Source organism: Streptomyces adelaidensis (assembly GCF_016598475.1).
Taxonomy (GTDB): domain Bacteria; phylum Actinomycetota; class Actinomycetes; order Streptomycetales; family Streptomycetaceae; genus Streptomyces; species Streptomyces adelaidensis.
Genome location: NZ_JAEMUX010000021.1, coordinates 21,014 through 43,891, shown reverse-complemented (window position 1 = coordinate 43,891; position 22,878 = coordinate 21,014). Strand labels below are relative to the sequence as shown.

Here is a 22,878-nt window from a genome sequence, read left to right as displayed (position 1 = left end):
CGGCCACTCGGGGTCACTTGCCGAAGTCCGGGACCAGCTTGGCGATCGCGGTCTCCGCGTTGCCCAGGCCCTTGTCGAGGGACTCCTTGCCGCCCGCGATCGCGAGCAGCTCGGTGTCGAGCGGGCCCCACAGGGAGCTGTACTCGGGCAGCTCGGGGCGCGGCTGGGCGGCGGCGAGGACGGTCTGGTAGCCGGCGATGCCCGGGTCGGCCTTGACCTCGGCGGTGTAGGCGTCGTCGCGGGTCGGCAGCGTGGAGTTCTTCAGGGCGATGGTCTCCTGGGACTTCGCCGAGGTCATGAAGTCGATGAACTTCAGCGACGCCTCCTGGTGCGCCTTGTCCGAGCCGGCGTAGACGGAGAGGTTGTGGCCGCCGGTCGGGGCGCCCGCCTTGCCCGAGGAGCCGGCCGGGACGGTGGCGATGCCCAGGTTGGCCTTGTCCTTGAACGCCGAGCCCGCGTAGAAGTTCGTGATCTCCCACGGGCCCTGGACGATCGCGGCGACCTTGCCGTTGACGAAGGCGTCCTGGATGTGGGCGTAGGCGTCGGCGGTGGTGTCGGCCTTGTGCAGGCCCTTGCCGTCGAAGAGGTCCAGCCAGGTGCCGTACGCCTTCTTGGCCTCGGCGGAGTTCACGGTGATCTTCTTGGCGGCGGCGTCGACGGTGTCGGTGCCCTCGCCGTAGAGGAAGGACTGGGCGTAGTAGGCCTGGGTGGAGCCCCAGTAGCCGTCGACGCCGGTCTTGTCCTTGATCGTGGCGGCGGCCTTCTTCAGGTCGTCCCAGCTCTTCGGGGCCTCGGTGATGCCGGCCTTCTCGAAGAGTTCCTTGTTGTAGACCAGCGCGAGGGTGTCGGTGACGAACGGGACGCCGTAGGTCTTGCCGTCGTACTGGGCCTGCTTGATCAGGTTCGGCTGGAACTTGTCCTGGTCCGCGAGGGCCTCGGTGCCGTCGAGCGGGAGGAAGAAGCCCTTCTTGGCGAAGGCGGGGGTCCAGCCGACCTCGGAGCGCAGGATGTCCGGGGCGCCCGAGGCACCGGCGGCGGTGTCGAACTTGTTCTGCGCCTGGTCGAAGGGCACATTGACGTACTTGACCTCGATGTCCTTGTTGGCGGCCTCGAACTCCTTGACCAAGGCCTTGTACGTCGGTGCCTCATTGGTGGCGTTGGAGGTGTCCCACCAGGTGATGGTGACCGGACCGTCGGCCGAGTCGCCGCTGTCGCTTCCGCCGCAGGCCGTCGCCGTGAGGGCGATCGACGCCACCAGCGCGGTGGCCGCTATGCCACGCCGCATGAGATCTCCTTGAGGGTGAAAGCCCGTGTGCTTGGAGGAGGGCCCCGTCTGCCGCCCCTGCCGAGTTGCCGGGGCGCCGTTGCCGCCGCCGGGCGTGGCCGAACGTAACAGCGATGTAAGCCGGACGAAAGACCTTGCTGCAAAAAAATGCAAGAACCGGTGACGGTTACCCGTCCGTGACCTGCTGTCGACCCCCCGGAAACCCAGTATTCGGGCCGCTCAGCAGGTGTTGGTGCGACCCTGAAAGACTCTGCAAGCTCTTGCCACAAGTCGCGCGTACGGCAATCATCACTCCGTCAGCCCTTGCGGAAGCCACCCCTTTCCACGCATGGGCGCCCCCACCGGACACCGACCAGAAATCACGAGGGACCGCGATGACGCAGCAGCCCGCAGCGGGCCGCACCCCCGCCCGCACCCGGCGCCGGGCCGGTGGGCAAGCGGACACCCGGCCGGTACAGTCCAGTGCTGTGACCACACGGCTTGCCGACATCGCAGCCCAGGCGGGGGTCAGTGAGGCGACTGTCAGCCGCGTCCTGAACGGGAAGCCGGGCGTCGCCGCCACCACTCGCCAGTCCGTTCTGGCCGCCCTCGACGTACTGGGCTACGAGCGGCCGGTACGGCTGCGGCAGCGCAGCGCGGGTCTGGTGGGCCTCATAACGCCGGAGCTGGAGAACCCGATATTCCCGGCCCTGGCCCAGGTCATCGGCCAGGCGCTGACCCGGCAGGGCTACACCCCGGTGCTCGCCACCCAGACGCCCGGCGGATCCACCGAGGACGAGCTGACGGAGATGCTCGTCGACCGCGGGGTCGCCGGCATCATCTTCGTCTCCGGTCTGCACGCCGACACCTCGGCCGACATGCAGCGCTACGAGCAACTGCGGGCCCAGGGCGTGCCGTTCGTCCTCGTGGACGGTTTCTCGTCGAAGGTGCAGGCCCCCTTCATCTCGCCGGACGACCGGGCGGCGATGTCCCTCGCGGTGACACACCTGGTGTCGCTGGGGCACACGAGGATAGGCCTGGCCCTGGGCCCCAAGCGCTTCGTGCCCGTGCAGCGCAAGATCGAGGGCTTCGTCCGTACCATGCGGGACCAGCTGGACCTGGACGCCGGGGACGTGGAGTCCGAGCTCGTGCAGCACTCCCTCTACACGCTGGAGGGCGGCCAGGCGGCGGCCACGGCGCTCATCGAGCGGGGGTGTACGGCGGTGGTGTGCGCGAGCGACATGATGGCGCTGGGCGCGATCCGGGCGGCCCGGCAGCTGGGCCTGAGGGTGCCGCAGGACGTCTCGGTCGTCGGCTTCGACGACTCCCCCCTGATCGCCTTCACCGATCCCCCGCTGACGACGATCCGCAAGCCGGTCCCGGCCATGGGGCAGGCGGCGGTGCGTACGCTGCTGGAGGAGATCGGTGGCACACCGGCGCCGCACAGTGAGTTCGTGTTCATGCCGGAACTGGTGGTGCGGGGTTCGACCGCTTCGGCTCCTGGGGACCGGAGTCGTACCTGAGGCGTAGAAAACGGGGGGCCATGCGATACGTGCGTAGGAGACGACCCTGTGCGGTACCCCGATGAACGTGCGTGCTGAACCCGACCAGAGGATGATCGGTCGGGTACGGCTTATCTGGCAGACTCTGTGCCCATGGGTGATTCCACCGTGACGACACTGGAGGAAGGCCGGGAGCAGGCCGCTCCGCGATCCGTCACGGACGCGTCGGAGCAGGGGTTCCTGTACCGGCTGAGGGCTCCGCGTCGCCCTCGTCTCTGGTTCGAGATCCTGCTGATCGCGGTGAGTTACTGGACGTACTCGCTGATCCGCAACGCGGTCCCGGAGCAGAAGACGCAGGCGCTGAGCAACGCCGACTGGATCTGGAAGGTGGAGCACCACCTCGGGATCGCGGTCGAGGAGAGCGTCAATCACGCGGTGAACTCGGTCACATGGCTGATCGTCGGCATGAACTACTACTACGCGACGCTGCACTTCATCGTCACGCTCAGTGTTCTTGCGTGGCTCTACCGTAGTCATCCGGGCCGTTACGCGGCGACGCGTCTGGTGCTCTTCGCCACAACCGCCGTCGCCCTGGTCGGCTACTACTTCTATCCGCTGGCCCCGCCCCGGCTGATGACCGGCGAGCACTTCATCGACACGGTCGTCGTCCACCAGACCTGGGGCTCCATGGCCTCCGGCGACCTGAAGAACATGTCGAACCAGTACGCGGCCATGCCCTCCATGCACATCGGCTGGTCCCTGTGGTGCGGCCTGACGATCTTCGCGCTGGCGTCGGTGCCGTGGGTGCGGGTGCTCGGCCTGCTCTACCCCACGCTGACGCTGGTCGTCATCGTCGCCACCGCCAACCACTTCTGGCTGGACGCGGTGGGCGGCATGCTCTGCCTCGCCTTCGGCTTCGCCGTGGCCCGGCTCTGGTACGGGGCACTGCCGTACGCGCTGCCACGGTCGGTGGGCGGCAGGGGCGCCGGGGAGCTGGAACTGCAACCGGTCAAGGCGTAGGGGCGGGGCGCTCCGCAGGGCTGCCGGCGGCGTCCCGCAGCGCCTGGACGAAGGTCGCGAGGGCCGGTTGCGGTGGGGCGGTCTCCCGTACGGCCGCTTGGATGGAGCGCTGGGGTTCCGGGCCGGTGAGACGGCGCACGACGATGTCCGGGTGGCGGCTGCCCAGGCCCAGCCGGGGGACGAGGCCGACGCCCAGTCCGGCGGCGACGAACCCCTGCGCGGTGACGTAGTCCTCGCTCCGCACCACGAACCGGGGGCCGAAGCCGGCCTCGGCGCACGCCTCCAGCTGCGCGTCCAGACAGGGTCCGGGCGACTCGCTGCCGACCCATGGCTCGTCGGCGAGGTCGGCCAGCCGCAGAGCGGGCCGGTCGGCGAGGGGGTGCGCGGCGGGCAGTACGGCGAAGTAGGTGTCGTCGAGCAGATGCAGCAGCCGTACGCCGTCGGGGGCGGCCCCGCGCGGCCGTACGACGAGGGCGAGGTCGGCCCGTCCCTCCCTGACGTCCGGGAGCGGGTCGTCGGGGTCGCTGAGCTTCAGCTCGATCCGGACGCCGGGGTGAGCGGCGCGCAGCAGGGCGACGGCGGGGGCGACCAGGGGCGCGCCGACCGTGGCGAAGTACCGCACGGCGAGCCGTCCGGTCCGGCCCGCCCGCAGGTCGGCGAGCGCGGCCTCCGCCTGCGCGACCTGCCGGCCGATGGTGTCGGCGTACTCGGTGAGCAGCAGCCCGGCCGCCGTGGGCCGCACCCCGCGCCCGACGCGCTCCAGCAGCGCGGTCCCGGCCTCCTTCTCCAGCGCCGCGATCTGCTGGCTGATCGCGGAGGGGGTGTAGCCGAGGGTGGCGGCGGCCCCCGTCACCGATCCGCTGGTCACCACGGTCCTGAGCACCTGCATCCGCCGCACATCGAGCATGTAGCTCACCTTAACGGTGCGTCCAGGATCTTTCGCTTGTTCTTACTGCTCTTCTCCCGGACCGTTGGGGCCATGCCTCTCGCGTCCACCCTCCGCATGGCCCTCCTCGCCCTTCTCTGGGGCTCCGGCTTCCTCTGGATCAAGCTCGCCCTCAACCACGGTCTGTCCCCGCTCCAGATCACGGTCACGCGGTGCGCGCTGGGCGCCGCGGTGCTGCTGGCAACGGCACTCGCCGTCCGTCAGCGCCTGCCGCGCGACCGGCGGACCTGGGCGCATCTGCTGGTGGCGGCGTTCTTCTGCAACGCCCTGCCCTTCACTTACTTCAGCATCGGCGAGCAGACGGTCGACTCGGGGACGGCGGGGGTTCTCAACGCCACGACGCCGCTGTGGTCCCTGCTCCTCGGCCTTCTCCTCGGCACCGACCGCCCCCTCTCCCGCGCCCGCCTCACCGGCCTCCTGCTCGGTTTCGCCGGGGTCCTGCTGATCTTCGCGCCCTGGCAGCGGGCGGGGCTGATGACCGGGGGCGCCCTCGCGCTGCTCGGCGCGGCCGTCAGCTACGCGGTGGCCTTCGCGTACATGGGCCGGCATCTGACCGGCCGCGACGCCCCGATGGCCGTCTCCGCGCCGCAGCTTCTCGCGGCGACGGGGTGGGCGGCGCTCGCGCTGCCGGTCGGGGGGTCCGGGTTCGGGTCCGGCTTCGGTGGGGCCGGGGTGGACATGACCGGCCTTGTCGCGGTGACCGTCCTGGGGATCTTCGGTACGGGGGTGACCTTCCACCTCAACTACCGGCTGATCGCCGACGAGGGGGCGACTAGCGCGGCGACGGTGGGATATCTGCTGCCGGTGGTGTCGATCGCCCTGGGCGCGCTGTTCCTCGACGAGCGGGTCGGTTTCCGGGTGATCGCGGGCATGGTCGTGGTGTTGGCGGGCGTGGCGCTGACGCGGCCTCGCCGGGCGGGGACGGGGGCCGGCCCGGGGCCGGGGGTCAGCGCGGGGCCAGGGGCCAGCGCGGGGCCAGGGGTGGGCGCGGGGCCGGGGGTGGGCGCGGGGCCGGGGGTGGGCGCCGGAGCGGGCGCCGGCGTGGGAGCCCTCACCCCCCGTAGAACAGCTCCTCCACGACCGCCCGAGCCCGCCGCGTAGTCCGCCGGTAGTCGTCGAGCATGGCGCCGACGTGTCCGGGGCCGTACCCCAAGTACCGCCCGACGGCGGCGAGTTCGCGGCCGTCGGAGGGGAACGTGTCGCCTGCCCGGCCGCGTACGAGCATCACCGCGTTGCGGACCCGGGTGGCCAGGACCCAGGCCTCGTCGAGGACGGCCGCGTTCTCGGCGCTCACAAGGCCGGCCGCGTGAGCCGCGGCCAGGGCCTCGCGGGTGCGGGTGGTGCGCAGGCCCGGTTCGCGCCGGCCGTGGTGGAGCTGGAGCAGCTGGACGGTCCATTCGACGTCCGAGAGCCCGCCCCGGCCGAGCTTGGTGTGGAGGGTCGGGTCGGCGCCGCGGGGCATGCGTTCCGACTCCATACGGGCCTTGAGCCGCCGGATCTCGCGGACCGCGTCGTCGCCGAGCCCGTCCGCCGGATAGCGCAGCGGATCGATGAGTTCGATGAAGCGGCGGCCCAACTCCGGGTCCCCCGCGACCGGTTCGGCGCGCAGCAGGGCATGCGACTCCCAGGTCACCGACCACCGGCGGTAGTACGCCTCGTACGAATTGAGGGTCCGTACGAGCGGCCCGGACTTGCCCTCGGGGCGCAGGTCGGCGTCGATGAGGAGGGGTGGGTCGGAGCTCGGGATCTGGAGCAGGCGCCGCATCTCGGAGACGACCGTGTTCGCGGCGCGGGCCGCCTCCTGCTCGTCGGCGCCCTCCCGCGGCTCGTGTACGAACAGGACGTCGGCGTCGGAGCCGTAGCCCAGTTCGTGGCCGCCGAAGCGGCCCATGCCGATGACGGCGAAGCGGGTGGGGAGGGTGTCGCCCCAGCCCTCGCGGACCACGGCCCGCAGCGTGCCCGCGAGGGTCGCGGCGGTGAGGTCGGACACCGCGCCGCCCACGAGGTCGACGAGGGCGCCCTGGTCGGATGGGGGTCCCCCCGTTCGAGCGAAGCCGAGAATGGGGGAAACCGGGGACGCCTCGGTGCCGTAGGAGCCGACGATGTCCATGGCGGCCGTACGGAAGAGTTCGCGTCGGCGGACACCGCGCGCGGCGGTGACGGCCTGTTCGGCGCCGGCGGCGCGGCCCACGGCGGCCAGTATCTCCTGCTCCAGCTGGTCTCGTTCGCGGGGTTCGAGGCCGCCGGCGCCACCGGCGACACCGTCCCCGTCGCCGAGCAGGGAGACGGCCTCGGGGGCGCGCATGAGGAGGTCGGGGGTGAGGCGGCCGGCGGAGAGCACGCGCGCCAGGTTCTCGGCGGCGGCGCCCTCGTCGCGCAACAGCCGTAGGTACCAAGGGGTCCTGCCGAGCGCGTCGGAGACCTTGCGGAAGTTCAGGAGCCCGGCGTCCGGGTCGGCGGAGTCCGCGAACCAGCCCAACAGGACGGGCAGGAGCGTGCGTTGGATGGCGGCCTTGCGGGAGACGCCGGAGGCCAGTGCCTCCAGGTGGCGCAGGGCGGCGGCCGGGTCGGCGTAGCCGAGTGCGACGAGGCGTTCGCGGGCCGCGTCGGCGCGCAACCTGGTCTCGCCGGGGGCGAGTTGGGCGACGGCGTCGAGGAGCGGGCGGTAGAAGAGCTTCTCGTGCAGCCGTCGTACGACGGCTGCGTGGCGCCGCCATTCGCGGTTCAGCTCGGTGACCGGCTCGGTGCGCAGACCGAGCGAACGGCCGATGCGCCGCAGGTCGTTGTCGCCCTCGGGGACGAGGTGGGTGCGGCGCAGGCGGAAGAGCTGGATGCGGTGTTCCATGGAGCGCAGGAAGCGGTAGGCGGCGTCCAGCTGGGCGGCGTCCGCACGCCCCACGTATCCGCCGGCTGCCAGCGCGCCCAGCGCGTCGAGGGTGGTCCCGCTGCGCAGCGAGGTGTCCGCGCGCCCGTGCACGAGCTGGAGCAGCTGCACCGCGAACTCGACGTCCCGCAGTCCGCCCGGCCCCAGCTTGAGCTGGCGGTCGACCTCGGCGGCCGGAATGGTCTCGACGACCCGCCGCCGCATCCGCTGCACGTCGGCGACGAAGTTGTCCCGCTCGGCGGCCTTCCAGACCAGGGGTTCGAGGGCGGCGACGTACGCCTCCCCCAGCTCGATGTCCCCCGCGACCGGCCGGGCCTTGAGCAGTGCCTGGAACTCCCAGGTCTTCGCCCACCGCTGGTAGTACGCGAGATGGCTGCTCAGCGTCCGTACGAGCGGGCCGTTGCGCCCCTCCGGCCGCAGATTGGCGTCGACGGGCCAGATGCTGCCCTCGACGGTCGTCTCGGAGCAGATCCGCATCATGTGCGAGGCGAGGCGGGTGGCGGCCCGGACGGCCTTCTGCTCGTCGGCCCCGTTCGCGCTCTCCCCGACGAAGATGACATCGACATCGGAGACGTAGTTCAGCTCATGGCCTCCGCACTTGCCCATCGCGATCACCGCGAGCCGGCACACCGCCGCGTCCTCGGGGGCGGCGGTCCGGGCGATCGCGAGGGCGGCGCGGAGCGTGGCGGTGGCGAGGTCGGCGAGCTCGGCGGCGGCCTGGGCGACGTCGGTCGTGCCGCAGACGTCGCGGGCGGCGATGGAGAGCAGGCAGCGGCGGTAGGCGACGCGGAGCGAGACGGGGTCGTCGGCCTCCGCGAGCCCCCGCTCGAACTCCTCGATCCCCGGGTGCAGATCCCGCGGCTCGTAGGTCACCAGCGCCTGCCAGTCGTGCGGGTGCCGGGCGAGGTGGTCACCGAGCGCGGTGGACGCCCCGAGCACCCCCAGCAGCCGGTCCCGCAGCGGCTTCGCCGCTATCAACGTGTCCAGCACCTCACGCCGTGCCGTACGGTCCGGCTGCCCTTCGAGCAGCCGTACGAGGCCGAGGAGGGCCAGATCCGGATCGGCGGTCGCCCCGAGCGCGTCCAGCAGCACCGGATCGTTGCGTACGTCCGTCAGCTCCACGCTCTCCAGCAGCCGCTCGGCGGCCGAAGGATCGGTGAAACCGTGCCGCAGCAGTCGCGAGAAGGTACTGCTCCTGCGCCCCGGCGCCGTCATCCCCGGCCTCCTGTCGGATCGAGCCCGATCACCTGATCACCCCGATCACGCGATCAAGGTCGTACGGGCACGAGCGTAACCGGAGTACCTGGCGCAAGCGCCGGTCGGCGGGGGGGGGCAGAGTGCGCGGCGCCGGGCGGGGGCGCCGAGGCAGGCGTCATTCACCATGCCGACGGCTACTCGGGGGCTTGGGAGGGGGACGTGGCGTGATGTGGCGCCAGGCACACCCCGGCCTCTTGAGGTCTGCGCCTGCCCGATGAATTCTCGGGCCCAGCGGAGTCTGCCCTGTAGTGACAGGTGACACAGGTGACAGGCCGCAGAAAGAGACAACTCATGTCGAACACCAGCACCCCGCAGACCCGGCTCGATCTCCGTTACAGCGACCCCGCGGCCACCGCGCCCCCCTGGCCGGAGGCCGAGGCGTGGCTGTCCGGGGCGGAGCTGTTCTGGATCTCGACGGTGCGGCCGGACGGGCGGCCGCATGTGACGCCGTTGCCCGCGGTGTGGTCGGAGGGGGCCCTGCATTTCTGCACGGGCCCGGAGGAGCGGAAGGCGAAGAACCTCGCGGCGAACCCGCACGTCGTGCTGACGACCGGCACGAACACGTGGGACAAGGGCTATGACCTGGTGGTGGAGGGCGAGGCCGTACGTGTGACCGACGACGGGAGGCTGCGGGAGCTGGCCGCCGCGTGGGAGGCGAAGTACGGCAGTTTCTGGCGCTTCGAGGTGCGGGAGGGGTGTTTCCATCACGGCGCGGGGCGCGCTTTCGTCTTCTCGGTGGCGCCCGGCACGGTTTTCGGCTTCGGTAAGGGGGAGCCGTTCAGCCAGACGCGATGGCGGTTCGGCTGACACGAAGGCATACGCCAGATGCGCACGGCAATGCACACGCACTCCCGCCAACGGTGACTTGGAGAACCAGGGATGCAGTACACGCTTGAAGTGATCCCGCTGCCCGTCAGCGACATCGACCGGGCCCGTGATTTCTACCGGGACAAGGTCGGTTTCCACGTCGACATCGACCAGGAGGTCATGCCGGGCATGCGGATCGTCCAGCTGACGCCCCCGGGCTCCGGCTGTTCGATCGCTCTCGGCGACAGCATCTGGGAGATGGCCCAGGGTCCGAAGCCGGCCCCCGGCTCCTACCAGGGCCTCCAGCTCTGCGTGGCCGACATCAAGGCCGCCCACGCCGAACTCCTCGAACGCGGCCTCGATGTCTCCGAACCCGTCGAGTACGCCCCCGACGACGGCGCCACCTTCATGTACTTCAAGGACCCGGACGGGAACGGGTGGAGCATCCAGGAGTACCGGCGGCGGGTGACTGAGCCGCTGCACCAGGTGCTGGCCGATCTGGCCGCTCAGGGGCGGTGAGGGCGGGCGCACGTCACACGGCCCCGGTCGCGGCGTAACGGCAGCCTTCGAGGCGGCGGTACCACCACACCTGGGGGGGCGCCACTCCCGGCGGGTGTCGGCGAAGGGATCGGGCAGGGTTCGTACGAGGTATTCGGCGTCCAGCGCCGCGACCAGGCGCCCCAGCTCGGCGCGTGCCCGCGGAGGCAGGTTCCGCAGGGCTGTGCCGAGCATGTCGCGGGCGTGCCTCACATCAACGAAGGAGCAGCCGAGGCACGAGCAGTCGTCCAGGAACGGATAGCGAGGTCGGCGCCCCGGCGGGCGGAGGAAGGCCCGGAATCTCCGCAGCGCGCGGTCGGTGACTCCGGGGAAGACGTAGTAGTCGGTCGCCAGCGCCTCGTAGCGGTGAACGGCGACGCTGGTGCGGGCCGAGAGGCCATGGATCCTGTCCGCGACGGGGTTGTCCCCTCGAAAGGGGCGGTGTCGCGGCTGCTGTCCGGCGCGCAGCACGCCGGGCCGATTACGCGGCATCGGCCTTTCGTCGGTGTGCGTTCATGGAGATCATCATGCCGGTTCCCACCGGCACAGGAAAGGGGAGCCCCCGCTCGTGGCTCCCCTTCACCGTCTGCGGCTGCCGTCCAGGGCAGGTCTTACAGCACCGGCAGGTTCTTCCGCAGCTCGAAGGCGGTGACCTCGCTGCGGTACTCCTCCCACTCCTGGCGCTTGTTGCGCAGGAAGAAGTCGAAGACGTGTTCGCCCAGGGTCTCCGCGACCAGGTCGCTGCGTTCCATGAGGGTGAGGGCCTCGCCCAGGTTCTGGGGGAGGGGCTCGATGCCCATGGCGCGGCGTTCGGCGTCGGAGAGGGCCCAGACGTCGTCCTCGGCGCCCGGGGGGAGCTCGTAGCCCTCTTCGATGCCCTTGAGGCCGGCGGCGAGGAGCATGGCGTAGGCGAGGTAGGGGTTCGCGCCGGAGTCGATGGAGCGGACCTCCACGCGGGCCGAGCCCGTCTTGCCGGGCTTGTACATGGGGACGCGGACGAGGGCGGAGCGGTTGTTGTGGCCCCAGCAGATGTACGAGGGGGCCTCGCCGCCGGCGCCGGCGGTGCGCTCGGAGCCGCCCCAGATGCGCTTGTAGGAGTTGACCCACTGGTTGGTGACGGCGGCGAGCTCGGCCGCGTGCTTCAGGAGGCCGGCGATGAAGGAGCGGCCGACCTTGGAGAGCTGGTACTCCGCGCCCGACTCGTAGAACGCGTTCCGGTCGCCCTCGAAGAGGGAGAGGTGCGTGTGCATGCCGCTGCCGGGGTGCTCCGAGAACGGCTTCGGCATGAACGTCGCCTGGACGCCCTGCTCCAGCGCCACCTGCTTCATGACCAGGCGGAACGTCATGATGTTGTCCGCCGTGGAGAGGGCGTCGGCGTAGCGCAGGTCGATCTCCTGCTGGCCGGGGGCGCCCTCGTGGTGGGAGAACTCGACCGAGATGCCCATCGACTCCAGCATGGTGATCGCCTGGCGGCGGAAGTCCATGCCGACGTTGTGCGGGGTGTGGTCGAAGTAGCCGGAGTTGTCGGCCGGGGTCGGGCGCGAGCCGTCGGTCGGCTTGTCCTTCAGGAGGAAGAACTCGATCTCGGGGTGGGTGTAGAACGTGAAGCCCAGGTCGGAGGCCTTGGCCAGGGCCCGCTTCAGCACATACCTCGGGTCCGCGAAGGACGGGGAGCCGTCGGGCATCAGGATGTCGCAGAACATCCTGGCCGTGCCGGGGGCCTCCGCGCGCCACGGCAGCACCTGGAAGGTCGACGGGTCCGGCTTGGCGATCATGTCGGATTCGTACACCCGCGCGAAGCCCTCGATGGCCGAGCCGTCGAAGCCGATGCCCTCGTCAAACGCCTGTTCCAGCTCGGCGGGGGCCACGGCGACGGACTTGAGGAAGCCCAGCACGTCCGTGAACCACAGGCGTACGAAACGGATGTCGCGCTCCTCCAACGTACGGAGCACGAACTCCTGCTGCTTGTCCATCTTCCGCTTCCACCCAATCCTTGCTGGTCAGGCCGCCTGGCTCCCGAACCACGGGAGGCGGTCGGGCACCTGAGCATCCCACCACAACACCATTTCGTGCGCGTTGCGCACCTTGATCGGCAAACCGACCTCCAGTTGAACGCCCTGCGTATGGCGGGTGTACCGCTCGCTCCGCCGTTCAACCGTTTCGCTGCCCATCTTGCCTGCTCGCGCCGACATCCGTAACGCCCGTGTCATTCCGTGGGCGGGCCGCGCGTCCTCGGGACAGCATGGGAGGGCGGGATCCCTCGTTTACGAGAGGGATCGGATCAACTTACGATCAGCTGAGCCGACCGTCCCATCCGACCCATCCCCCACTAAGGACACACCCCATGGCCGCCAAGACCAACAGCAGCGCCGAGCGCAAGGCGCGCATCGAGGCGATGCGCCGTGCCGAGCGCTCGCGTGAGCGCAGGAACCGGATCCTCACGATCGGCGCCAGCGTGCTGATAGTCGCCGGCCTCGTCGTCGGCGGGACGGTCCTGGTCCGCTCGCAGTCCGGCGACGACAGCAGCAGCACGGCGAGCGACTCCAAGTCCACGGGCAAGTGGGAGACCGGGTCGGACGGCGTGAAGACCTGGAGCACCAAGCTCACCCAGAACCACGTCACCAAGACCGTGAAGTACCCGATGGAGCCCCCGGTCGGCGGAGACCACAACCCCGTCTGGCAGAACTGCAACGGCGACGTCTACGACAAGGCGATCAAGAACGAGAACGCCGTGCACTCCCTGGAGCACGGCGCCGTCTGGGTGACGTACAACAGCAAGGCCTCCGACGCCGACGTCGAGGCGCTCGCGGCGAAGGTCAAGAAGACCCCGTACACGCTGATGAGCCCGGTCGACGACCAGAAGGACCCGATCATGCTCAGCGCGTGGAGCCACCAGCGCACGGTGACCAGCGCGACCGACCCGAACGTCGACAAGTTCCTCGAGACGTACGTCCAGGGCGAGCAGACGCCCGAGCCGGGTGCCGCCTGCACCAACGGCGTCTCCTAGCGGCAGCGGCCGGCACAGTGGGAAGCATGAAGCACATCGGTTGGATCGCCTCCGGGGCCGCGACGGTGCTCGTCGCGGCCGGGGCGATCACGTACGCGGTCGCCGACGGCGACCAGTCCGGGCTGAAGGCCCCCGCCGCCGACTCCGCGGACGCGGGGTTCGCCCGGGACATGGCCGTCCATCACCAGCAGGCCGTCGAGATGTCGTACATCGTGCGCGACCGGACGGACGACGAGGAGGTCCGGCGGCTCGCGTACGACATCGCGCAGACGCAGGCCAACCAGCGCGGCATGATGATCGGCTGGCTCGACCTGTGGGGTCTGCCCAAGGTGTCGTCGGCCAAGCCGATGGCCTGGATGGGCATGGGCGACATGGCCTCCGGCGAGGACGGCTCGCTGATGCCCGGCATGGCGACGAACGCCGAGATGGAGAAGCTCGGCAAGCTCAACGGCAAGCAGGCCGAGGTCTTCTACCTCCAGCTGATGACCGACCACCACAAGGGCGGCATCCACATGGCGGAGGGCTGCGTCTCCAAGTGCACGGTCGGCGTGGAGAAGAAGCTCGCCCAGGGCATGGTCAACGCCCAGGAGTCCGAGATCTCGTTGATGACGGACATGCTCAAGGAGCGGGGGGCCGTGCAGCGGTCCTAGTCCGGTGGCACCTCCACGACCGACGAGTCCGATGCCTCCCCCTCTCCGTCCGCGTCCGTCACGGGTGAGGGACAAGAGGAGCACCCCTGACTCCGTGACGAGCGACGCCAGGGCTGTGGGGTGCCCTCGAACATGGGCGCCCCACACCCATTGCGTCGCTCTGACGATTACACTGGGCGGGTGCCTCAACTTCGTCTCGCCCTGAATCAGATCGACTCGACGGTCGGCGATCTCGCCGGGAACGCCGAGGCTGTCGTCCGCTGGACCCGGCACTCCGCCGAGCAGGGGGCGCATCTGGTGGCGTTCCCCGAGATGGTGCTGACCGGGTATCCCGTCGAGGATCTGGCGCTGCGCGCGTCCTTCGTGGAGGCCTCCCGCGCGGCGCTCGGCGCGCTCGCGGCGCGGCTCGCCGAGGAGGGCCTCGGGGAGCTGCCGGTGGTCGTCGGCCACCTCGACCGGTCCGGCTCCGCCGCGCCGAAGTACGGCCGGCCGGCGGGGGCGCCGCGGAACGCGGGCGCGGTGCTGCACCGGGGTGAGGTGGCGCTCACCTTCGCCAAGCACCACCTGCCGAACTACGGCGTGTTCGACGAGTTCCGGTACTTCGTGCCCGGCGACACCCTGCCCGTCGTGCGGCTGCACGGCGTCGACATCGCCCTCGCCATCTGCGAGGACCTCTGGCAGGACGGTGGCCGCGTCCCGGCGGCCCGGTCCGCCGGCGCCGGGCTGCTGCTCTCCGTCAACGCCTCGCCGTACGAGCGCGACAAGGACGACACCCGGCTCGAACTGGTGCGCAAGCGCGCTCAGGAGGCCGGCTGCACGACGGCCTATCTGGCGATGATCGGCGGCCAGGACGAGCTGGTCTTCGACGGCGACTCGATCGTCGTGGACCGGGACGGCGAAGTGGTCGCGCGTGCGCCGCAGTTCGCGGAGGGGTGCGTCGTCCTCGACCTGGACCTCCCGGCGGCGGCCGCCGAGCCGGTGACCGGGGTCGTCGACGACGGTCTGCGCGTCGACCGGCTCGTCATCTCCGAGGAGCCGCTGCCCGCGTACGAGCCGGAGCTGACCGGCGGGTACGCGGAGCGCCTCGGCGACGACGAGGAGGTGTACTCGGCGCTGGTGGTCGGCCTGCGGGCGTACGCGGCGAAGAACGGCTTCACGTCCGTACTGATCGGGCTGTCCGGCGGTATCGACTCGGCGCTCGTCGCGGCGATCGCGTGCGACGCGCTGGGCGCGCGGAACGTGTACGGCGTGTCCATGCCGTCGAAGTACTCGTCGGACCACTCCAAGGACGACGCGGCGGAGTTGGCGCGGCGGACAGGCCTCGACTTCCGTACGGTCCCGATCGCCCCGATGTTCGACGCCTGCCTGGCGTCGACCGAGCTGACGGGCCTCGCCGAGGAGAACCTCCAGTCGCGCCTGCGCGGCACGCTGTTGATGGCGATCTCCAACCAGGAGGGCCATATCGTGCTGGCCCCCGGCAACAAGTCCGAGCTGGCGGTGGGGTATTCGACGCTCTACGGCGACTCTGTGGGTGCGTACGGTCCCATCAAGGACGTGTACAAGACGTCCGTGTTCCGCCTGGCCGAGTGGCGCAACCGGGCGGCGGCGGAGCGGGGGCAGACCCCGCCGATCCCCGAGAACTCCCTCTCCAAGCCGCCGAGCGCGGAGCTGCGTCCCGGCCAGGTGGACACGGACTCCCTCCCCGACTACCCGGTCCTCGACGCCATCCTGGAGCTGTACGTCGACCGCGACCAGGGCGCCGACGCGATCACCGCCGCCGGCTTCGACCGGGAGCTGGTCACCAGGACGCTGCGGCTGGTCGACGCCGCCGAGTACAAGCGCCGCCAGTACCCGCCGGGTACGAAGATCTCCCCCAAGGGCTTCGGCAAGGACCGGCGGCTGCCGATCACGAATCGGTGGCGCGAGCGGGGGTGACTGCGGCTCGGCGGGTCTTCTCGTGACTACGGCTAGCGGGTGACCATGCTGAACACCGGATGGATCCTCGGCCGCGCGTCCGGGACGCCGAGTTCCCGCAGGATCGGCAGGATGGTTTCGCCGAACTCCCGGAACGCTTCCTCGGACTCCCATACGTCGACCACGAGCCAGCCGTCGGGGGTCGGGGCGGAGGTGTGCGAGATGAGGCCCTCCAAATGTTCATCGACGGAACAAACTCGCCCAGAAGCTGTCCACCCGGCGCCCGCAAGCGCCCCACCAGCCCGGTCAGCTCCCCGACGTGGCGATCGTCACCCGCGCCGCCACCGGCAGGTGGTCGCTTCCCGTCTGCGGCAGGGTCCAGGACGCCGTTGGCTCCATGCCCCTGACCATGATCTGGTCGATGCGCGCCATCGGGAACGACGAGGGCCAGCTGAAGCCGAAGCCGCTGCCGGCCGCGCCCTGGGTGGAACGCATCTGCGCGGTGACGGCGTGGAGGGCGCGGTCGTTCATCGTGCCGTTGAGGTCGCCGAGGAGGGCGACCCGCTCGATCGGCTCGTCCGCGATGGCCTCGCCCAGCGCGTTCGCGCTCTTGTCGCGCTGCCGGGCGGTGAACCCGGCCTCCAGCTTCACCCGCACCGAGGGCAGATGGGCGACGTACACGGCGACCGGCCCGTCCGGCGTCGTCACCGTCGAGCGCATCGCGCGCTCCCAGCCCAGCTTGATGTCGACGGCCTTGGTGTCGGCCATCGGGTACTTGCTCCACATGCCGACGGTGCCGACGACCTCGTGGTACTTGTACGTCGCCGCCAGCGCCTTCTCGTACACCGGCACCGCCGTCTCGGTCAGCTCCTCCAGGGCCACGACGTCCGCGCCGGAAGTGGCGATCTCGCGGGCCGTGCCGGCGGCGTCGGCGTTGTCCGCGTTGACGTTGTGGGTGGCGACGGTGAAGTCGCCGCCGGTGCCGGTCTTGTTGCTGAGGAGTCCGCCGAAGATGTTCAGCCAGACGATCGTGGGCACCAGGAGCGCGATCAGCGCGGTGGCGGATCTGCGGATCAGCGCGAGGACGAACAGCGGTGGGACGGCGGCGCCCAGCCACGGCAGGAACGTCTCGGTGAGACTGCCCAGGTTGCCAACCGCGTTCGGGACCTGAGCGTGCAGCACCATCGCCAGCGCGGTGAGAGTCGCGAGGACCGCGAGGACGATGCCGCGTCGCCAGATCCGCCGGTCCCCTCTCCAGCCGCCGAACAAGCGGCCGAACAGGCGCCGGAGCCGGGTTTGTTCGCGGTCCTGGCCGGTGCCGCCGCCCGTCTCCGTCATGTACGCCTGCGCCATACCGTCGCCTCACAACCTGCCGTGCACTTCGTCCCCCGCGCCTAAAGACCCTAGGGGATGATCGCCGTCGATCATGCCGTCCCATGACGGCCGTGCGGGCACGAGGACGAACAACCCGCTGTTCGGAGTTCCGAACCCGGGGACGGGTCGCTCGCTCTGTAACGAAACGGGTACATAAGAACTGTGACTCACTTCGCAGCGGGATGAAGCCCTTCGAGCACCGTGTCGACGATGCTCTGCGCGAGATCCTCCGGAAGCGAGGCGTCGGGGTGCATGACGGTGCGGACGAGCATGGGGCCGAAGAGCAGATCGCCGGCGAGGTCGATGTCCACGTCGGCGCGGAGTTCGCCGTTGTCGCGCCCCCGGCGCAGGACGTCGGTGAGGGTCCGGCGGCGCGGGGCGACGACGTTCGCGTGGTAGGCCTCCCAGATCCGGGGGCTGCTCTTCATCTGGGCGAAGACGTTGTGCAGGATCGCCGACTGCCGGTTGAGCAGCCCGCGTTGGCGGGCCGCCTCCAGGAGGATGACGAGGTCGTCACGCATCGAGGTGCCCGGCAGAGCCGGCTCGGGGGGTTCCGCGGCGCGCAGAACGTCGAGGAAGAGGTCCTCCTTGCCGCTCCAGCGACGGTAGATGGTCGCCTTGCCGACGCCGGCGGTACGGGCCACCCGTTCGATGGACAGCTCCGAGAGCGGCACGCCCTCATCGAGGAGTCGCATCACGCCCTCGACGATGGATCGCTCCACGGCCTCGCTCCGGGGCCGGCCCCGTACGGGGATGCCGTCCGGGACCCGCCCCTGTCCGGCGTGACTTTCGGCGAGGCTCAAGGTGACTCCGTCTCCGTCGTGGCACCCGCGATGTATCCGCGATGTACCCGCGACTCTCCTGGTCGTCGTACGCGCGCGATTCTCCTGTCAGTGGTCCGCGGCCACCAACTCCGCCTCCTCCCTGCCCTCCTGACCGGTCTTCGGGCGCCCCGGCAGGAACAGCGCCAGGGCCACGGCACCGACCAGGGCGACACCGGCGCCGCACAGGGCCGTCACATGCATGGCGTGCAGGAAGGCGTCGTGGGCCGGGCCGACGAGGGCCTCGCCCCGCTCGCCGAGGCGGGCGGCGAAGCCGAGGGTGGCCTCGATGGACTCGGCGGCGGCGTGCGGGGCGCCGGCGGGCAGCTTCCCCTCGATGTCGCCGCGGTACGCGGTGGACAGCACCGAGCCGAGTACGGCGATGCCCAGGGCGCCGCCGACCTGGCGGAAGGTGTTGCTGAGCGCGGACGCGGAGCCGGCCTTCTCGCGGGGCAGGGCCTGCATGATGACGACGCTCAGCGGGGTCATGACGTGCGCCATGCCCACGCCCATGAGGAAGAAGATCACTTCGAGGACCCAGATCGGCGTGTCCGCGTCGAGCACGGCGAACGCGGCCAGCATTCCGGCGATCAGCGCCATGCCCGCCGTACACACCGCGTTGGTGCCGAAGCGGTCGACGACGAGGCGGGCGCGCGGCGCGAAGACGAGCTGGGCGACGGCCAGCGGCAGCATCAGCAGGCCGGTCTGCAGCGGTGAGTAGCCGCGTACCGTCTGGGTGTAGAAGACGGAGAAGAAGGTCACGCCCATCAGCGCGAAGAAGACCAGGCCGATGACGCCGACGGCGGTCGAGAAGACCTTGTTCCTGAAGAACCCGATGTCTATGGACGGGTGGTCGCTGCGCTTCTCGAACACGACGAAGGCGGTGAGGACCGCGAGCCCGGCCGCGATGGTCGCGAGGACCGTGAGGTCGGTGAAGTCGGCGAGCTGGCCGCCCCGGATGATGCCGTAGACGAGCAGCACGAGGCCGACGACGGAGAGCAGCACGCCGACGGGGTCGATCCGGCCGGGGTTCGGGTCGCGGGAGTCGGGGACCAGCCAGATCATCAGGCCCAGCGCGAGCAGGACGATCGGCACGTTGATCAGGAAGACCGAGCCCCACCAGAAGTGGTCGAGGAGGACACCGCCGGTGATCGGGCCGATGGCGATGGCGAGGCCGACGCCGCCCGCCCAGATGCCGATGGCCTTCGGCTGCTCGTCGCGTTCGAAGACGTTCATCAGGACGGCGAGCGTGGCGGGCATCACGAAGGCGGCGCCGAAACCCATCACCGCGCGGAAGGTGATCAGTTCGGCCGGTGAGCCCGACATGGCGGCCAGCGCCGAGCCGATGCCGAAGACGACGAGCCCGCCGAGCAGCACCTTCTTGCGCCCGAGCCGGTCGCCGAGCAGGCCCGCGCTGAACAGCAGCCCCGCGAAGACGAGCGTGTAGGCGTTGATCGCCCACTCCAGTTCGCTCTGGGTGGCGCCGAGCCCGGTCGGGGCCGGGGTCGAGATCGTCTTGATGGCGACGTTGAGGATCGAGTTGTCCAGCACCACGATCAGCAGGCTCAGCATCAGCACACCGAGAATCACCCAGCGGCGCCGATGCACGGCCGCCGGTATGCGGGAGTCAGGGGCTGCGGTAGTCATGCTGTCGACCCTAGCCCGATTTCGATACGGGACCGTCTCGTATCGTAAATCTTTTACCCGGCTCTTACACACCGCGTGCCGGAACGGTCACATCGACCTGCCCTAGCCGTCCCTGGGCGGAAGTGCCACCATGGAAGCGGTCCGGGGACACCGTCAGGGTGCCTCGAGATGACATGAAGGAGCTGTAGCGATGACGCAGCTTTCGGCTGCCCAGACGAAGGTCTCCGACGGCAGCAAGGCGCTGTACGGGGGCAAGGGCACACGCCGTATCACCGTCCGGGACATCGCCCTCGCCAAGGAGCGCGGCGAGAAATGGCCCATGCTCACGGCGTACGACGCCATGACCGCGTCCGTCTTCGACGAGGCCGGCATCCCGGTCATGCTCGTCGGCGACTCGGCGGGCAACTGCCACCTGGGTTACGAGTCGACCGTACCCGTCACCCTCGACGAGATGACCATGCTGTCCGCCGCGGTCGTACGGGGCACCTCGCGCGCCCTGATCGTCGGCGACCTCCCCTTCGGCTCCTACCAGGAGGGTCCGGTGCAGGCGCTGCGCTCGGCGACCCGGCTGGTCAAGGAGGCCGGGGTCGGGGCCGTGAAGCTGGAGGGCGGGGAGCGGTCGCACCGCCAGATCGAGCTGCTGGTCGAGTCCGGCATCCCGGTCATGGCCCACATCGGGCTCACCCCGCAGTCCGTCAACTCCATGGGCTACCGGGTGCAGGGACGGGGCGAGGAGGCGGCCCAGCAGCTGCTGCGCGATGCCAAGGCCGTGCAGGACGCGGGAGCGTTCGCTGTCGTGCTGGAGCTTGTTCCCGCGGAGCTGGCCACGGAGGTCACTCGGGTGCTGCACATTCCGACCGTCGGGATCGGGGCGGGGGCGGAGACGGACGCGCAGGTGCTCGTCTGGACGGACATGCTGGGGCTGACCGGGGGGCGGGTGCCGAAGTTCGTGAAGCGGTACGCCGATCTGCGGGCGGTCATGGGGGATGCGGCGAAGGCGTTCGCGGAGGATGTCGTCGGCGGGACGTTTCCGCTGGAGGAGCACTCCGTCCACTAGGGCCTGACGGCCATTGAGCCACTGTGGTGCCACCGCGGCCCGTCGATCTTCCCCCGTCGGCGGGCCGTCGGCCGTCCTGGGTGCCCGGGGTGATTTCGCCCCCGCCGCCCCTACCCGTCCCATCCCCAGGGGCTGCGCCCCTTCTACCCCCGTTTTTCGGCTGCCGGTCCGGTGGGGCTTCTCGCGCAGTTCCCCGCGCCCCTGAAAAGCAGGGCTGCGCCCCGTGCTTTTCAACGCCCACGCCCGCGGCCGAAAACGCGCCCAAGTCCCCCGAGCCCTACCGCACGGCATCGGCGGGACGTCGGTGGGCTGTAGGTGATCTGTCGGTGGGGGCTGGCAGTGTCATCCGTATGACACGAATCGACAAGGAAACCAGCGGCGCGCAGGGCGCTGTCACCGTACGGGGGCTGGTCAAGCATTACGGGGAGACCAGGGCGCTGGACGGTGTCGATCTGGATGTGCGTGAGGGCACGGTGATGGGGGTGCTCGGGCCGAACGGGGCGGGGAAGACGACGCTCGTGCGGGTCCTGTCCACGCTGATCACGCCGGACTCGGGGCACGCGACGGTGGCCGGCTACGACGTCGTACGGCAGCCGCGGCAGCTGCGCCGGGTGATCGGACTGACCGGGCAGTACGCCTCGGTGGACGAGAAGCTGTCCGGTTTCGAGAACCTGTACATGATCGGCCGGCTGCTCGACCTGCCCCGCAAGGAGGCGAAGAGCCGGGCGACCGCTCTGCTGGAGCGGTTCTCGCTGACCGAGGCCGCCGGGCGCCCGGCGGCCACGTACTCCGGTGGTATGCGGCGACGCCTCGACCTGGCCGCCTCGATGATCGGAAGCCCGGCCGTGCTGTACCTGGACGAGCCGACGACCGGTCTGGACCCGCGCACCCGCAACGAGGTGTGGACCGAGGTGAAGCGCATGGTCGGCGACGGGGTGACCGTGCTGCTGACCACCCAGTACATGGAGGAGGCCGAGCAGCTGGCCGGCGAGCTGACCGTGATGGACCGGGGACAGGTGATCGCGGGCGGCCGTATCGAGGAACTGAAGGCGCAGGTCGGCGGGCGTACGCTCCGGGTCCGGCCGACCGATCCGGTGCACCTGCGGCCACTGGCCAGGGACCTCGACGACCTCGGCATCACCGGGCTCGCCACGACCACCGTGGACACGGAGACCGGCACCCTCCTCGTCCCGATCCTCAGCGACGAGCAGCTCACCGCGGTCGTCGGCGCGATCACCGCGCGCGGCGTCACGATCGGCTCGATCAGCACCGAACTGCCCAGCCTGGACGAGGTGTTCCTGTCGCTCACCGGCCACCGGGCCAGTGCGCCGCAGGAGGCCACCCCCTCCCCCGCCTACGAGGAGGTCGCCGTATGACCACCGTGACCGCTCCCCTCAAGGGCGACGCCGACGGCCGTATCGGGCTGCGCGCCCACGCCCGCCACACCGGCGCGCTGATCCGCCGCAACCTGCTGTGGATCCGGCAGGACCCGGAGTCGATGTTCGACGCCGTCCTCATGCCGATCGTCTTCACCCTGCTCTTCGTGTTCGTGTTCGGCGGCTCGATCGGGCAGGCGCTGGGCGGCGGGCAGGAGCAGTACGTGCAGTACGTGGTGCCGGGGCTGATGGCGATGATGGGCATGAACATCGCCATGGGTGTCGGCACGGGCTTCAACGAGGACTTCCAGAAGGGCGTCATGGACCGCTTCCGGTCCCTGCCCATCGGCCGGTCCTCGGTGCTGCTGGCGAAGATCTCCGTCGAGCTGCTGCGGATGCTGGTGGCCACGACGATCCTGCTGACGGTCGGTGTCCTCATCGGCTTCGACATCACCAGCTGGCCGGGGCTGCTCGGCGCGGTGGGCCTGGCCGTTGTCTTCGGCTCGTCCCTGATGTGGATCTTCCTGGTGCTGGGCGTGACGATGAAGAACGCGCAGTCGGTGCAGGCGATGGGCTTCCTGGTGCTGTTCCCGCTGCAGTTCGGTTCGTCGATCTTCGCACCGACGCAGTCCATGCCCGGCTGGCTCCAGGCCTTCACCGACTACAACCCCCTGTCGGCCCTCGCCGACGCCGCGCGCGGGCTGATGACGGGCGGACCCATCGCCCACGACCTGCTCGTCACGCTCGGCTGGTCGGTGGGACTGACAGCGGTGATGGCGCCGATCGCGATCCACAAGTTCAAGACGAAGAGCTGA

The 22,878-nt window shown here is 70.3% G+C and carries 20 protein-coding genes; 11 read left to right on the top strand and 9 right to left on the bottom strand.

The annotated features are described in order from the left end of the window. Window positions 1-13 precede the first annotated feature (13 nt). Window positions 14-1,285, bottom strand: a complete 1,272-nt coding sequence (locus I8N67_RS14845; protein ID WP_200303551.1) for an extracellular solute-binding protein — start codon at window positions 1,283-1,285, stop codon at window positions 14-16. Window positions 1,286-1,752: 467 nt separating this feature from the next. Between I8N67_RS14845 and I8N67_RS14840 the strand changes: the two genes are divergently transcribed. Next, window positions 1,753-2,787: a LacI family DNA-binding transcriptional regulator gene (locus I8N67_RS14840; RefSeq protein ID WP_307835245.1), complete on the top strand. Its 1,035-nt coding sequence runs from the start codon at window positions 1,753-1,755 to the stop codon at window positions 2,785-2,787. A gap of 132 nt (window positions 2,788-2,919) precedes the next feature. Further along, window positions 2,920-3,786: a phosphatase PAP2 family protein gene (locus tag I8N67_RS14835; protein ID WP_200303549.1), complete on the top strand. Its 867-nt coding sequence runs from the start codon at window positions 2,920-2,922 to the stop codon at window positions 3,784-3,786. On the opposite strand, the gene I8N67_RS14830 is transcribed toward I8N67_RS14835, so the two are convergent. Next, window positions 3,776-4,693 carry a LysR family transcriptional regulator gene (locus I8N67_RS14830; RefSeq protein WP_234045716.1) on the bottom strand — a complete coding sequence of 306 codons (918 nt, stop codon included), beginning with the start codon at window positions 4,691-4,693 and terminating at the stop codon, window positions 3,776-3,778. The genes I8N67_RS14835 and I8N67_RS14830 overlap by 11 nt on opposite strands. Window positions 4,694-4,765: 72 nt before the next feature. Between I8N67_RS14830 and I8N67_RS14825 the strand changes: the two genes are divergently transcribed. After that, a complete protein-coding gene (locus tag I8N67_RS14825) occupies window positions 4,766-5,833 on the top strand; it encodes a DMT family transporter (RefSeq protein ID WP_200303548.1) in 1,068 nt (355 codons plus the stop codon). Here the strand turns inward: I8N67_RS14825 and I8N67_RS14820 are convergent. Continuing rightward, window positions 5,784-8,831 carry a bifunctional [glutamine synthetase] adenylyltransferase/[glutamine synthetase]-adenylyl-L-tyrosine phosphorylase gene (locus I8N67_RS14820; protein ID WP_200303547.1) on the bottom strand — a complete coding sequence of 1,016 codons (3,048 nt, stop codon included), beginning with the start codon at window positions 8,829-8,831 and terminating at the stop codon, window positions 5,784-5,786. The genes I8N67_RS14825 and I8N67_RS14820 overlap by 50 nt on opposite strands. A gap of 333 nt (window positions 8,832-9,164) precedes the next feature. Here I8N67_RS14820 and I8N67_RS14815 point away from each other — a divergent pair, with 333 nt between their 5' ends. Together I8N67_RS14815 and I8N67_RS14810 are read left to right on the top strand one after the other, a co-directional pair. Continuing rightward, window positions 9,165-9,680 carry a pyridoxamine 5'-phosphate oxidase family protein gene (locus tag I8N67_RS14815; protein ID WP_200303546.1) on the top strand — a complete coding sequence of 172 codons (516 nt, stop codon included), beginning with the start codon at window positions 9,165-9,167 and terminating at the stop codon, window positions 9,678-9,680. 72 nt (window positions 9,681-9,752) lie between these two features. Beyond that, window positions 9,753-10,199, top strand: coding sequence for a VOC family protein (locus I8N67_RS14810; protein ID WP_200303545.1), 447 nt, complete (start codon window positions 9,753-9,755; stop codon window positions 10,197-10,199). A gap of 629 nt (window positions 10,200-10,828) precedes the next feature. Here the strand turns inward: I8N67_RS14810 and glnA2 are convergent. Then, entirely contained in the window at window positions 10,829-12,190 is a 1,362-nt protein-coding gene (glnA2, locus tag I8N67_RS14805; RefSeq protein ID WP_200303544.1) for a gamma-glutamylpolyamine synthetase GlnA2, read from the bottom strand. Window positions 12,191-12,217: 27 nt separating this feature from the next. Next, the gene (locus I8N67_RS14800) at window positions 12,218-12,388 is read right to left on the bottom strand and encodes a hypothetical protein (protein WP_200303543.1); all 171 of its coding nucleotides are present in this window, start codon (window positions 12,386-12,388) and stop codon (window positions 12,218-12,220) included. Between the two features lie 173 nt (window positions 12,389-12,561). Here I8N67_RS14800 and I8N67_RS14795 point away from each other — a divergent pair, with 173 nt between their 5' ends. The 3 genes from I8N67_RS14795 to I8N67_RS14785 all read left to right on the top strand — a co-directional run bounded on the left by I8N67_RS14795 (window position 12,562) and on the right by I8N67_RS14785 (window position 15,809). Further along, window positions 12,562-13,224 (top strand): thioredoxin-like domain-containing protein, encoded by a 663-nt coding sequence (locus I8N67_RS14795; RefSeq protein WP_200303542.1) that lies wholly within the window; start codon window positions 12,562-12,564, stop codon window positions 13,222-13,224. Between the two features lie 26 nt (window positions 13,225-13,250). After that, a complete protein-coding gene (locus I8N67_RS14790; RefSeq protein WP_200303541.1) occupies window positions 13,251-13,874 on the top strand; it encodes a DUF305 domain-containing protein in 624 nt (207 codons plus the stop codon). Between the two features lie 180 nt (window positions 13,875-14,054). Then, complete coding sequence (locus I8N67_RS14785; RefSeq protein ID WP_200303540.1) at window positions 14,055-15,809, top strand: NAD+ synthase; 1,755 nt, start codon at window positions 14,055-14,057, stop codon at window positions 15,807-15,809. 32 nt (window positions 15,810-15,841) lie between these two features. On the opposite strand, the gene I8N67_RS14780 is transcribed toward I8N67_RS14785, so the two are convergent. The 4 genes from I8N67_RS14780 to I8N67_RS14765 all read right to left on the bottom strand — a co-directional run bounded on the left by I8N67_RS14780 (window position 15,842) and on the right by I8N67_RS14765 (window position 19,630). After that, complete coding sequence (locus I8N67_RS14780) at window positions 15,842-16,024, bottom strand: hypothetical protein (protein ID WP_200303611.1); 183 nt, start codon at window positions 16,022-16,024, stop codon at window positions 15,842-15,844. 70 nt (window positions 16,025-16,094) lie between these two features. Then, complete coding sequence (locus I8N67_RS14775) at window positions 16,095-17,141, bottom strand: endonuclease/exonuclease/phosphatase family protein (RefSeq protein WP_200303539.1); 1,047 nt, start codon at window positions 17,139-17,141, stop codon at window positions 16,095-16,097. Between the two features lie 188 nt (window positions 17,142-17,329). Further along, on the bottom strand, window positions 17,330-17,965 hold the full coding sequence (locus I8N67_RS14770; RefSeq protein WP_200303538.1) for a TetR/AcrR family transcriptional regulator: 636 nt from the start codon (window positions 17,963-17,965) through the stop codon (window positions 17,330-17,332). Between the two features lie 87 nt (window positions 17,966-18,052). Continuing rightward, complete coding sequence (locus I8N67_RS14765) at window positions 18,053-19,630, bottom strand: MFS transporter (protein WP_200303537.1); 1,578 nt, start codon at window positions 19,628-19,630, stop codon at window positions 18,053-18,055. Window positions 19,631-19,820: 190 nt separating this feature from the next. Between I8N67_RS14765 and panB the strand changes: the two genes are divergently transcribed. The 3 genes from panB (at window position 19,821) to I8N67_RS14750 (ending at window position 22,878) form a co-directional block, all read left to right on the top strand. Then, on the top strand, window positions 19,821-20,687 hold the full coding sequence (gene panB / locus I8N67_RS14760) for a 3-methyl-2-oxobutanoate hydroxymethyltransferase (RefSeq protein ID WP_200303536.1): 867 nt from the start codon (window positions 19,821-19,823) through the stop codon (window positions 20,685-20,687). A gap of 350 nt (window positions 20,688-21,037) precedes the next feature. Beyond that, on the top strand, window positions 21,038-22,063 hold the full coding sequence (locus I8N67_RS14755) for an ATP-binding cassette domain-containing protein (RefSeq protein ID WP_234045714.1): 1,026 nt from the start codon (window positions 21,038-21,040) through the stop codon (window positions 22,061-22,063). Continuing rightward, window positions 22,060-22,878, top strand: coding sequence for an ABC transporter permease (locus I8N67_RS14750; protein ID WP_200303534.1), 819 nt, complete (start codon window positions 22,060-22,062; stop codon window positions 22,876-22,878). The genes I8N67_RS14755 and I8N67_RS14750 overlap by 4 nt, the downstream gene beginning before the upstream one ends.